Here is a 13499-nt window from a genome sequence, read left to right as displayed (position 1 = left end):
CGAATCGCTTAGTGCGTTTCAGTGATGACGTATTTTAGCGATCCAAAATCTTAGGTCAACACTTTTTTAAAACTTTTTTAAGCGCGGATCTACAATTCTACTTAAATAACCCTCAAAAACCAGCATATACATCGCATTTTGTGAAGCAAATCACGCTCAAAACTTTTTTCTATGACCTGCACTTAATATGGTCTTTACAACTTATTTACATGGCCATAAGACCATAAGCGCATCTTCTGATCCTATTAATTTCCATTGCTTATAAGCCAAAATCACCTTCATTTGTCATATGCCGAACTATCTTTTTGATACAGCAATGCTATTTAAGGCAGATGCTGCAGCTATTTCTTACATTAAAACCTAGCCGTCGATGATTGATTGATTGATTGATTGATTGATTGATTATGAGCTAGCTATGTTGATTGGAGCGATATCAAGCGAGCTTACTTACATGCTCGCTTACTTGCTTGCTTGCTTGCTTGCTCTGCGCAGTGGGTGGATCGCTAGCTATCTTACATGCTGGCAAGTTTGATAGGTTGATTGTTCTGCGGTTAGGAGGGGTTGGTAAGGAGGCACTGCTCGCAACTATCGTTGATATTGGCATTAATGTATTGGCGAGGTGAGCAACCATTGTATTTCTTAAAGAGACGGGAGAAGTACAAGGGGTCGCTATAGCCTACGAGTTTGGCCACATCCTGAATACTGATGGAGCTGTGAATCATGAGTTCTTTAGCCTTATCAATACGCAGCTTAATTAAATACTGCATAGCCGAGACACCCTTTTGCTCTTTAAAAAGATGCAAGAAGCGACTTTTGGAAAGGTTGCACAGGCTTGCCATCTTATCTACATCCCAATCATCATGATAAGTATCATTCAAAGTCAAAATGAGATGATTAAAGATGTTGAGTCTTTCGTTGAGAGCCTTGTCATCAATACGATAGCGAGAGATAAGTTTTAACAAGATATTAAACTGCAGATTGATGACCTCTTCAAAGTCCTTACCTTTTAGCAGTAACTCCTCACGAATACTATTGAAGTAGAAGGCAATGTTTTGATGAGTACCGATGTTAAAGTACTTATCGTCACCAAAGTGTCTAAGCAAGTGGTCTAAAGCCTGAGAACCAGTAAAGTGGATCCAATAGTCTTGTGAGCCTTCAAAAAACTCGTAGTGTTGATGCTCATATGGCTTATAGATGACGATATCTCCTGAGGTTGCTTCTTTCATCTCACCATCGACGAGAAATCTACCCGATCCAGATATGAGGTATATAAGAAGATAATCAAATCTACCATTAGGACGAATACGTGAGTAATTGTTCTTGTTGAAAAATTGGTAGCCACAACAATTTAATACAAGTTCACGCTCAAAATCGGAAAAACCGACATCACGTCTCACGTCTCTTAAATGCCCGCTAATATCGATCATTTTTAGTAGAGTTCCTCATAGATGTAACTTTGACCCACATCACATATGGTTAACACTAGCAACATTGTCCATGTTTTTTGACATTCTAGACAATGCTCATAATCAAGCAATCAGTAAAGAATAGTAGTGAACAAACGCTCAGGAGGATCTGTTATGAGCCACTTTGCATGGACCTTAGGGTCGTTTATTTTCTTTACTGCACTCGTTGGATTAGTGTCTTGGTATATCACTAGAAAAGACAACTTATCTACTAATACTGGCTACTTCTTAGCTGGTCGTAGCTTATCAGGCGTAGTTATCTGCGGTTCCTTAATCTTAACTAATCTGTCTGCAGAGCAGCTGATTGGTCTTAATGGCAACGGCTTCAAGGATGGACTGTCTTGCATGTCTTGGGAGGTAACCTCAAGCTTTACCCTGATCATTCTGGCTTTATTGCTACTGCCACGCTACTTAAAGGGCGGCTTTACTACTGTTCCTGAGTTCTTAGAGCGTCGCTACGATAATCAGACTCGCAACATTGTAACTGGTCTGTTCTTGCTCTCATTAGTTCTGGTTACGCTGCCTATCGTGCTTTATGCAGGTGGCATTGCCATGAACTCCTTATTCAACGTCTCTGAGCTTTTAAATATCCCTGAAGATGATGCTCTTATAGTCGTAATTGTCCTTTCAGGCGTAATCGGCGGCTTGTATGCAATCTTCGGCGGTCTTAAGGCAGTAGCTGTATCCGACACTATTAATGGTGTAGGCTTAATGATAGGCGGTTTACTCATCCCAATCATTGGCCTGTATACCTTGGGTGATGGCAGTATCTTAGCTGGTTTTGATCACCTCATTGTTAACCATCCAGATAAGATGAATGCTATTGGCTCGGAGAAGTCATCTACTCCTTTTGCCACTATCTTCACTGGTATTATCTTAGTTAACACCTTCTATTGGGCAACCAATCAGCAAATCGTTCAAAGAACCTTTGCTGCTAAAAACTTAGCTGAGGGTCAAAAGGGTGTTCTGTATGCTGGCTTTGTGAAGATCTTAGTACCACTCATCTTAGTAATTCCAGGCATCATTGCTTACGCCTTATTTGCTGACAAGATTGGCAAACAAGATATGGCTTATGCAGTCTTAGTTCGCGAAGTTCTTCCTCTGCCATTAGTAGGCTTCTTTGGTGCTGTGTTACTTGGCGCTGTACTTTCTACTTTCGATAGTGCGCTTAATTCTGCATCTACCATGTTCTGCCTGAACTTATGGAAGCCTATCGTTAATCCTCAGATCGACGATAAGAAGTTAGTTCGTGTTGGCAAGGTATTTGGCACTGTCTTAGTGGTTTTCTCTATCTTAATTGCTCCACATATCGCTAAGGCACCTGAAGGTCTGTATGTCTTCATGCGTTCTATCATGGGCTTTTTCAACATTCCAATCTTAGCGGTAGTGATTGTAGGCTTCGTCTCTAAGTCTGTACCACCAATTGGTGCCAAGATCGCTATTGCATTCTTCATGATCTGCTATGCACTCTATAAGTTCGTGCTCGACATTGATATCCACTATCTGCATGTATACGGCATCCTCTTTGTCTGCTGCTGCATCATCATGTACGTATCTTCCAAGATTAAGCCTATGGAAGTTCCATATAAAGACTATGACGCTAAGGTAGTTGATCTAACTCCTTGGAAATGGGCTAACTCTGCATCTGCCTTCTTAGTCACTACAACTATCTATGTATATGTACTGTTCTCTAAGATCGGCATCGTCTTCCAGGGTGAAAATTACGGTACTCGCTTCTTAATCATAACTAGCATCTACGTTGTCGTTACTGCAGTACTTGTTGTGATGCTAAAACACAAATCAACAGCTAAGGTGGAGAAAGAAAATGTCTAATCAAGAAAAGAAACAAGTCATTTTCATCATGACTGATACCACCAGAGCAGATATGCTCGGCTGTTACGGCAATAAGGAGATGAAAACCCCAAATCTCGATGCCCTGGCTCGTGATGGTATTCGTTATGAGAACGCCTACACTTGTCAGCCTGTATGCGGCCCTGCTCGCTCTGCTTTATTTACCGGTCTTTCTCCGCACAATAATGGCGTTACCACTAATAATCTGCCATTAGGCCAAAATGTTAAGACCATCGGACAATACTTACAGGACAATCACATCAAATCTGGCTACATAGGTAAGTGGCACTTAGATGCTGGTGATTACTTTGGCTATGGTATCTGCCCTGATGGCTATGAGAAGGACTACTGGTATGACATGAAGTGCTTCTTAGATGAGCTATCCGATGAGGACAAAGTTAAGTCTCGTAAATGTGATACCGCCTTTGAAGAGGGCTTTGATGAAAAGCAAACCTATGCTTATCGCTGCACTCAACGAGCCTTGTCTTTCTTAGAGCAAAACGTCGATGAGGACTTCTTATTAGTCGTCTCTTACGATGAGCCTCATGGCCCATGTCTGTGCCCTGCTCCTTTTAACACCATGTATGAAGGTTTTAAGTGGCCAGACAATCCAAATTTTGAGGATGACTTATCTAAAAAGCCGCTTATGCAGCAACTATGGGCTAAAGATGGCCTGCACAAGAGTGCAGCAGAGCTTAACAAGCCGTCTAGAAACCTAGCCTTATTCTTAGGCTGTAATAGCTTTGTTGACCATCAAGTAGGCAAACTCTTAGAGGTTATCAACAAGAAGTATAAGGATGCTTTAGTTATCTTTACCTCAGATCACGGTGATATGCTAGGAAACCACCGTCTGCAGATGAAGAATGCAGCTTGCTATAAAGAAATTGCTAACATCCCACTCATCGTCAAGGGCGGCGCTAAAGGAGCCGTTTGCAAGAGAGTGGCATCGCATATCGACATTTGCCCAACCATCATGGATTACTTTGGTCTTGAAGTACCAAAGATCATGGAAGGCAAGTCCATGCTCAAACAATTTGAAGATCCTGATCTTGCTATCAATGAGGCTGTCTTTACTGAGTTTACTCGCTATGAGCAAGATCATGATGGCTTTGGTGGCTTGCAGATGATGCGTGCAGTCACTACTGAGGATTACAAATTAGTAGTTCACCTTTGCGATACAGATGAGTTCTACGATCTCAAGAACGATCCTTATGAGGTCAATAATCTCATCAATGACGAAAGCTACGCTGAAGCTAGAAACAAGGTTCACGATATTCTGCTTGATCGTATGAACAAGACACGTGACTCCTTTAGAGGCTATCAATGGGCTTGTCGTCCATGGCGCAAAGACAAACAGCCTTGTTGGGAAAACGATGGCTACACTAGACAAAGAGACAATGGCAATCTCGAGCCACCTTTACGTGACTACGATACCGGTCTCGTGTTTACTGAAGCTACACGCTTAAAGACCACTAAGGATGAAAAGAACTAACTCTTGTTGAGTCTCACATGTTTTTAGCTTTTTATACCTTAATAGTTTTTGTCGCCACTACGCTAGGCGCTAGCGCTGGCATTGGTGGCGGCATTATTATTAAGCCTGCCTTTGATCTTCTTAATCAGGATGAGCTAAACATCATTTCTTTTCTGTCAGCTAACGCAGTTTTCTTCATGGCGCTCTACTCATCTTTAAAGCGCCTGAGAGGCAAGGCTGAAAAGTTTGATAAGCCCATTCTTTTGATCATTGCTCTATCGTCTATTATGGGCGGTTTTGTGGGCAATGAGGTCTTCTACTATCTTTTTGACTATATCGACAGCAACAACTTAAAATCTATTCAGTCTATTGCCTTGTGTGTGATTGTCGTTTTTCTCATCACATACTTCACTTGCTACAAGAAATTTAAGTCTTTGCACCTAAAATCCAAGCTTATGATGTTCATAATAGGCTTTTTGTTAGGTTTTGTTTCATCATTCTTGAGTATTGGTGGCGGGCCTTTAAATGTAGCCTTGTACACCTTACTCTTTGGCTTTAGTCTCAAGCTTTCAGTGGCCTACTCTATTGCCACAATCTTCTTTGCCCAAGGCACGCAGCTCATAAATATCTTGCTCACTCAAGATATCAGCACTTATCCGCTGTCATATTTGCTCGCTATTGTCCCAACTGCTATTGCAGGAGGCATAGTCGGACAGTGTATTTACAAGAGACTTAATGATAGAGCTATCTCTATCATCCTAAGTGCCACTATGCTGGTGGTCTTGTGTATGAACGTATCTAATCTAATTATGTCCATGGACTAAATTATGGCCATTAAAAATAACTTTGCTTTGATAAAGCCTGCTTCCTCACTATGTAATTTGGATTGCAAATACTGCTTTTACAAAGACGTTGCCTCCAATCGCGAGGTATACAGCCATAAGTTAATGACATACGAGACCTTAGATAGCATTATCGAGAGCTACACTAATGAGGCCACAGACTCCACCACCTTTTTATTCCAAGGTGGTGAGCCACTACTCTCTGGAGTAGATTTCTTTAAGCACTACAATCAAAAGTGCCAAGAGGTGCTAGCGCGTAGGAGAAAGGATAACCCAAACTTTCAGATCATCTCTTCTATTCAGACTTCGGCATTCAAGCTCAATGAAGAGTTTGCCAAAATCTTTAAAGAAGGTGATTTCTTAGTTGGTGTCTCTGTAGATGGCCCTCGTGAGTACCACGATCTCAACCGTCTTCATGGTCAAAATGGTACCTTTGATCGTGTCATGCAATCTATCAAGATTTTAAAAGATTATGAGATTAGCTTTAATGCCCTGTGCGTAGTCACGACTAAAACCTACGACAAGGCTAAAGAGCTTATAGATTTCTTTGTCTCACAAGACATCTTAAACTTACAGTTCATCCCTGCCATTGCTCCTTTTGATAAAAAAGAGATCTACATTGATGATGCAAAGTACGCAAAGTTCTATGTTGACTCGTTAGAGACCTGGTATGAATACTTTACTCATGGCACAGTGATCAGTATTCGACATATTGAAGATCTCTTCACCAACATCATGTATGGTTCTTGTCAAAGCTGCGATATGCAAGGCCACTGCTCTAACCAAAACGTTATTGAATCAGATGGCAGCATCTATCCTTGCGACTTCTATGTCATCGACAAATACAAGCTTGGCACAGTGCAAAACGGTATCGTTAATCTCAATGAATACGTTCTAAACTCGTTTCTCTCTTACGAGGCTAAGCGCGATGGTTGCTCAACATGCAATTTTTATCGTGTTTGCAAAGGCGGCTGCCAGCGTAATCGCGGCCATGACGATCGCTCTTTCCTGTGCAAGAGCTTTAAGTCCCTTAACCAAAAGCATCTAGCCATGATCGAAGATGTAGTGCGCAAAATTCGTTAAGCTTCGTGACTCTCAACAATTTCTTGGTATCGCAAAAGTATGCTTGAGACTTGCAAGCTAGGCTGCAGCGATCTTCTTGGCATTGGCACGATCTGGTTTGCCCGTACCAGTTAAAGGCAAGCTCTGCACATAGAGCTTAAGCTTTGGGACGTGGTAGCGATGGAGTTTTAAAAAGAGTGTAGACCATTGATCATCAGTGATCTCATGCTTAACACCATCTTTGAAGGTATAGAGCAGCACTACGATCTGTCCAAACTTCTCATCGCTCTTTGAGGTAATCATGCATTGCAATTGAGCAAGAGCACTTTGTGCGTCTGCTTTTGCAAAGTCTTCAATAGCTGCATTAAGCTGCTTTTCAACTGTCTCAATCTGTACCTTAACGCCACCTGAGTTAATGACATTATCAAGTCTGCCAATCACCTTGAAATGCCCCTGCTCATTAAACACCACTACGTCGTTAGTAATTAGTGGCTCAGCGCACACCGACTGAGCATCTATCACTAAGCCGCCCTTGTCTGAAAGACTAAGCTTTACTCCCTCAAAAGGCTCATACCAAGAGCTGCCATCATCTTCATAATCGCTAGCATGCTCATTAACCAAGCTAGGCTCTGTCTTTGCAAAAGACTCTGTATTGCTTTTGTCTATTGAAGATGCGGAACTCTTATCTAAGCTTACTTGGTTGATACGGCGCAGCGCGATGTGGGAGAGCGTTTCGGTCATGCCGTAAGTGCTCCACACATGATTTGGATAGTCATTGAGGCGAGAGCCTAAATCGGCATCAACCGCACCACCACCAATAATCAGCTCGCGAACTTGACGGAGTAACTTATCTGAGAGTGGGTCTCTTACACAGTTATAAACCTGCATAGGAATCATTGCCGCAAAAGTTGGCACCACGATATTACTTGCGCTCTTACCTTGAGAGAGCTCTTGTTCATACCAAGCTTTCATTGGATTAGAGCTTGGCTCTGTCACACACAGATTTAAGCGACCAACTAAGGAGCGTACGACCACCATCTTTCCTGCAATATAGGCAAGTGGCATACATAATAAAGCGCCATCACCTGCTTTAAGACCCAAAAATGACAAAGTCATGCATGCAGAGTTCATCATGCGCTCTTTTTCTACCATGAGCTTTTTAGGCGTACCAGTCGAGCCGCTCGTTTGCACCTGCAGAAGATCGCTTGAGTTAAACCACTCCTCTAAGAACTTGGCAACATCGACTAAAAAGCTCTTGTCACCATGCTGCTCAAGCATAGTCTGATGCAGCATAGAGATGGTCATACCCTCAGGAACTCTACACTGTTCAGCGCTATAAGTAGTGCCGTTAATTGTGATGCTTTGTACCTGACGATCTCTAACAAAATCCATCTTTGCGCCCCGTTCTTTGATACCACCATCATAAAGTGGCTTTAGTAAAAGCTAATACGTAATGATTGCCATACCATTGCAAAAGCAGCGCAGCCTATAGCTCACTTTAACTACAACTTGCTAAGCTTCGCTACTTTTACTCATGTACGGCGACTGAAAGCGTCGTAGTGATGCTTACGCAGCTTTCTCTACGGCTGCATAGCCATACGGCAGTATTTTGTCGATTGCCGCTTGCTTATGTTGGTTGCTGCTTATGTAGATTGCAAGCTTGTTTAGGCTGCTGCTTATGTTGATTGCATGCTTATGTAGATTGTGAGCTTATGTGTACTGCGCTGCTTGAGCCTATGGCGCGACTGACCGTAGCCTTGAGACAAAATACGATCAGTGCAAGTGCCTTATAAGATCTGTTTAGTTAAAGGAGGCGATGTGGCTGGCCTCTTTTTGCAAGATCTCACTTAGGTAGTCTGAGTAGTTAGCGACTTCATCCATATTAAGATCACAATTGAGCTTAGCGTCCTTAATATACATTGGGGTGGCTAAGTTATTGGTATACAAAGCTCCAGTACCTAGACCTTGTGGCATGGATGGATTAAGCATAGCTACCCACTGCGCAATAGCATTAAGTCCAATGGTGGACTCTAAAGCTGAGGTTAGCCAGCACTTGATGCCATGCTCTTTGGCGAGAATTAACCACTCTTGAGTGCCCTGAAGACCACCGTGCAAACTTGGCTTAATTACTAAGTATTGAGGTTTGATGGTATCTAGCATGATCTTCTTTTGCTCAAGATCATTAATACCAATCATCTCCTCATCAAGACCGATTGGAATTGGAGTGTTAGCACACAGTTTTGCCATGGCCTCGTATTGTCCAGCCTTAATTGGCTGCTCTATAGAGTGCAAGGTGAATTTGCTTAACTCTTCAAGCTTGGCAGGTGCCTCTTCAGGAGTAAAAGCGCCGTTAGCATCTACACGTAGTTCGAGCTCTTGTGGGCTAAATCTTTGACGAATGTAATCTAGCAAAGCAAGCTCTTTATCAAAATCAATAGCTCCGATCTTGAGCTTGATGCATCTAAAGCCTTCTTCAAGCTTGCTCTTAATCCGAGCGCCCATGGTCTCAAAGTCGCCCATCCAGATAAGACCATTAATGTAAATGCCTTGTTCATTACGACTAAAAGGACTATCCCAGAGCATCAGATCTGGCCTAATAGCTGAGCTTACTGATCCATAATGAGACGCACCTGCAGCAACAGTTTTGGCGCTAAATCCGGCTGCAGCTGCAGCTTTATTGGCCTCACTGATGCCAATTAAGCTCTTTAAGTGCGCAATTAAAGTCTCAGCGCCAAACATGGCAGATGGGCAATTTCTAAAAGCGCTTAAATCTGGCTCAAATGCAAGTATCTCGGTAGCTGAGGCGTGGTTAGGAATACTTTTAAACAAAGCTGCAAAGAGCTCTTTGAGCTTAGACTCATAAGAGACGGTACGCTCCTCTTCAGTGTTGCCACCGCAAAGGAAGTCGCAACTTAAATCAGGCAAAGGCGCACATTCACCAATGGCCACCTTATCCTCAAATCTAATGGTTGGATACCACACGGTATGAGTGTAGTAAGTTCCACGTGAGGTCATGGCTGGTTCTTTAAACTTAAGGTCGTAGCGGTACAGATCGCCTGATAATTTATAAGACATCACTTCACCCTAGCTAGAAAAACGTGATGACCAAGTATACCGCCAGTTAAGCCAAGCATCGCATCAAGTGCAAATCAAATGCTCAAACTTTTTCACCGCCCATGCGTTTGCCTATCCAAGACCACTTTGAGCACAACACTATGAACGAGGCTCAGCACTAAAGTACCTGCCTTTGCAGGTACTCATCTAAGCACTAAAGTACCTGTCTGTGTAGGCACGCCTCTAAGCACTACTAGCAAGCGCTCATACAAAACCGCATCTGTAAAACCAGGCGCTAGTAGTTATATTTGCCCCAAAACACAAAGTGCGTCCGAAGACGCACCTGTTTATTTATCTTAAGTCAGACTACCAAGATCTAGAAAATCTATGGTACGTCTAGGCTTAAGCTTGCATGATCATCTGCTACAAAGGAATCATGCTGAGTACACTAATCTGTATGAGCATGAGTGCCTTAGCTTAGCATGATATTTTTTAAGGGAACTTAGGGTACTTAGACCAATCTGGCTTACGCTTCTCTAAGAATGCCTTGCCACCCTCTTGAGCCTCTTCGGTCATGTAGTAGAGCATGGTAGCGTCGCCAGCAAGCTCCTGAATACCTGCCTGACCATCAAGCTCAGCGTTCAGACCAGCCTTGATCATACGCAGTGCCAGAGGGCTGTGTAACATCATGGTCTTAGCCCACTCAACAACCTCATCTTCAAGCTTGTCAAATGGAACTACCTTGTTAACTAAGCCCATCTCTAATGCTTCTTGAGCATTGTACTGACGGCACATGAACCAGATCTCACGAGCCTTCTTTTGGCCAACGCAACGAGCTAAGTATGAAGAACCGAAGCCAGCATCAAAGCTACCAACACGTGGACCAGTCTGACCAAAGATAGCATTGTCAGATGCAATAGAGAGATCGCAAACTACGTGCAGTACGTGACCACCACCAATAGCAAAGCCATTAACCATAGCGATAACTGGCTTTGGCATGGAGCGAATTTGCTTTTGCACATCTAAAACGTTAAGACGTGGTACGCCATCCTTGCCCACATAGCCGCCATGACCCTTAACGTTCATGTCACCACCAGAGCAGAATGCCTTGTCACCAGCACCGGTTAACACGATCACGTTAATGTCCTGGCACTCACGGCAGTAGTACAGAGCATCGGAGATCTCAGTGGTAGTGGTAGGAGTGAAAGCATTGCGGTAACGAGGACGATTAATGGTGATCTTGGCGATACCCTCAAAGAACTCGAACAAAATGTCCTCATACTCTTTGATGGTCTTCCATTCTCTCTTTTCAGACATATAAATCTTCTCTAATGAATAAAATGAAATTCTTATTCCTAAGGTGGTGCTTATAAATAAGAAAAGGCGGTGCTTATAAATAAGCCAATGCACACAAAGTGCTAAAAACACATTATTGAGCTTAGGAAATAAACATTCTTAACTTAGCTAACTTTTAAGCATTGCTCCAGCAGCGGCTTATTTTAGCAACCAATCACAACGCATTTAGCTACTCAACTTTGAAAAGGTAAGTTAGCTTGTCTAGACCTTGTCGGTAGTATATAGCGACCTAATGGTGGTAGCTATCTTAGATAACCTGTTGCACTTGAAGTGCTTAACCATTAGTCAAAGTTTTGTAACCTGTTAATTTGCCTGATCATTTGTATATCACGTTGTATGCTTTGGAGCTCTCGCACAATATGTGCACCAAGATCATATTGCGTTGTCTCTTTGCACTCAGATAAACACTCCTTGAGCATTGCAGCATCGCTTTGAGCTTCAGTAATTACTTCTACAAACTGCGGTGCTTTCAGTTTTGATTTAGAACAAATAGCGTTAATAGCTTTGTTCAAAGAGGTAGTATTTTTGGCTAAATGATATGTAAAGCCACGGCTTTCAGCCCATGCTTGAGCATTGGTCTTATGTTGCGCAGTAACGTACTTCTTTTCTTTATCAGACAGCTTAAGACCAGGAAGAGCATGGAAAATCTCGCCACCGCCATTGTTCAGAAGAACAATACGTACGTTATTGCCAACATAGTCATTCCATAGTGCATTCATATCGTAGAAGAAGCTAAGATCGCCAATTACGATAAAGTTAAGCTTATCTGATGCTGCAGCATAGCCAATGGCTGTAGATAATGATCCCTCGATACCGTTAACGCCTCGATTAGACATCACTTTAATGCGCTTATCAATAACGTCCTCCTCAAAAGGATTATTGAATAATTGCGCATAACGTACAGTAGAGCTGTTTGCCAAATGCACAATGCTTTTTGCAGGAATCTGTTCTAACAATAGTTGCATAGCCTGCATGTGTGAGTAACTGAAATCAGGCTTATCCATAACATGTGTGCAGACTGACATTGAGGCAGTGTACATCATCTGATCTATAATGTTATCTCCATCCAAGTCCAAGGAGTCAATCTCTTCGTGTTTTACTGGATCTAGCCTTTTACCTAGATAAATTTCATGAGCAATGCCTTCAATTGCGCAAGCACGAGTCAGTATGTCTAGGAAATTTGCTGGCTCCATTTCAACAACTGTAGTCAAACTCTTAAAGAGATCGACTACTTCACCACCTGCACTTACATGGATGTGGTAAGGTGGATTAGAAGCTCGTAAAAACTTCTTGAGTTGCTTAGAAATAATGTGACCACCAATAGTGATAACTAGTTCTGGACAAGTATCAATAGCTGTGCCAGGAAATTCCTCTAAATACTCACCTTCCTCAGTGAGGCAGTGTGCGATCATCATATCCGGCATGCTTATGGTGTCCATCTTTCTAGGCATGTTAGCTATGCTTTCACACATGATTGCTGTTTGTCTTTCAAGCCAGCCCAATGGTCCAGTAAGCTCAACTTTTCTATCAAAGGTTTTAATGCCGTCAACAGACTGACCAACTACCAGCATGATGCGCTCAAACTTATTAATAGTTTTCGCAAGATGAACTGCATTGTTATCAAATAACGACAGATTAGGATCATCAACTTCAATGTCAAAAGCTTGAGGGCCTTTTTCAAAGTTCTCAATGTACTTGAAGTTTTCAAGATTAAAGCGAGTAATTACGCGCTCATCAGGTAAGTCTGGAGTAGAAAACTCAAAGAAAGGATCAGAGATCGGCACATTGATATGCACTGGGCCTAAGCCATGATGATTAAGAGATAGCAGAGCCTCGTTGATCATGCGGTTATTGAACCAGCGATCTTCATCAGACTGCACTTCAACTAAGCCTACTGACTTCTTTACTAAAGTCTTAAAGACATTTTCTTGTGGCAGAGTTTGGCCGTCCATCTGACCAATCCATGCAGCTGGACGATCTGCAGAAATCACTAGCAGAGGCACATTTTGATAGAAGGCCTCAGAGACAGCAGCATGCAAACCCAAAAGAGCACTGCCAGAGGTAACCACCACAGCAACTGCTTCTTTACAGTCAGTTTGCAAGCTCAGGCCAATAGCAAAGAAACCTGCTGAACGCTCATCGGTGATCGAGTATGTCTCAAAGTCAGGACATTGCAAAATCGATTGCACTAAAGGAATGTCACGGCTGCCAGGACACAGAACACATTTTTTAACGCCGTGGCTACGCATCAATGCCACCAGCTGCAATACGTTTTGCTTATTTGAGTACATGTAGATCTCCGTATAGCTAAACCATGTTTTCACATGGATTGCTTATGCACTGTACTTACAGTGATTAAGTTGATGGTTATGATACGCCATAGCCTCAATAATCTCA

Annotated in this window: 9 protein-coding genes; 4 read left to right on the top strand and 5 right to left on the bottom strand. The window is 42.5% G+C overall.

What is annotated here, in order from left to right; translation table 11 throughout:
* Window positions 1-551 precede the first annotated feature (551 nt).
* Entirely contained in the window at window positions 552-1427 is an 876-nt protein-coding gene (locus RDO37_RS06395) for an AraC family transcriptional regulator (protein WP_308498489.1), read from the bottom strand.
* A gap of 153 nt (window positions 1428-1580) precedes the next feature.
* Here RDO37_RS06395 and RDO37_RS06390 point away from each other — a divergent pair, with 153 nt between their 5' ends.
* Genes RDO37_RS06390 through RDO37_RS06375 form a run of 4 tightly spaced genes read left to right on the top strand, consistent with a single transcriptional unit; the run spans window position 1581 to window position 6713 of the window.
* Complete coding sequence (locus tag RDO37_RS06390) at window positions 1581-3299, top strand: solute:sodium symporter family transporter (RefSeq protein ID WP_308498488.1); 1719 nt, start codon at window positions 1581-1583, stop codon at window positions 3297-3299.
* Window positions 3292-4809 carry a sulfatase-like hydrolase/transferase gene (locus RDO37_RS06385; protein ID WP_308498487.1) on the top strand — a complete coding sequence of 506 codons (1518 nt, stop codon included), beginning with the start codon at window positions 3292-3294 and terminating at the stop codon, window positions 4807-4809. Before RDO37_RS06390 ends, RDO37_RS06385 begins: the two co-directional genes overlap by 8 nt.
* Window positions 4810-4826: 17 nt before the next feature.
* The gene (locus RDO37_RS06380) at window positions 4827-5612 is read left to right on the top strand and encodes a sulfite exporter TauE/SafE family protein (RefSeq protein WP_308498486.1); all 786 of its coding nucleotides are present in this window, start codon (window positions 4827-4829) and stop codon (window positions 5610-5612) included.
* 3 nt (window positions 5613-5615) lie between these two features.
* Window positions 5616-6713: a radical SAM/SPASM domain-containing protein gene (locus RDO37_RS06375; RefSeq protein ID WP_308498485.1), complete on the top strand. Its 1098-nt coding sequence runs from the start codon at window positions 5616-5618 to the stop codon at window positions 6711-6713.
* 57 nt (window positions 6714-6770) lie between these two features.
* Here the strand turns inward: RDO37_RS06375 and RDO37_RS06370 are convergent, their stop codons facing one another.
* The 4 genes from RDO37_RS06370 to menD form a co-directional block, all read right to left on the bottom strand.
* Window positions 6771-8084, bottom strand: coding sequence for an AMP-binding protein (locus RDO37_RS06370; protein WP_308498484.1), 1314 nt, complete (start codon window positions 8082-8084; stop codon window positions 6771-6773).
* 408 nt (window positions 8085-8492) lie between these two features.
* A complete protein-coding gene (locus tag RDO37_RS06365; RefSeq protein ID WP_308498483.1) occupies window positions 8493-9767 on the bottom strand; it encodes an o-succinylbenzoate synthase in 1275 nt (424 codons plus the stop codon).
* Window positions 9768-10238: 471 nt separating this feature from the next.
* The gene (gene menB / locus RDO37_RS06360) at window positions 10239-11063 is read right to left on the bottom strand and encodes a 1,4-dihydroxy-2-naphthoyl-CoA synthase (protein ID WP_308498482.1); all 825 of its coding nucleotides are present in this window, start codon (window positions 11061-11063) and stop codon (window positions 10239-10241) included.
* A gap of 320 nt (window positions 11064-11383) precedes the next feature.
* Entirely contained in the window at window positions 11384-13393 is a 2010-nt protein-coding gene (gene menD, locus RDO37_RS06355; RefSeq protein ID WP_308498481.1) for a 2-succinyl-5-enolpyruvyl-6-hydroxy-3-cyclohexene-1-carboxylic-acid synthase, read from the bottom strand.
* Window positions 13394-13499 lie beyond the last annotated feature (106 nt).

Source organism: uncultured Anaerobiospirillum sp., from assembly GCF_902485895.1.
GTDB classification, from domain to species: Bacteria; Pseudomonadota; Gammaproteobacteria; order Enterobacterales; family Succinivibrionaceae; genus Anaerobiospirillum; species Anaerobiospirillum succiniciproducens.
This window is presented reverse-complemented; position numbering and strand designations above follow the sequence as displayed.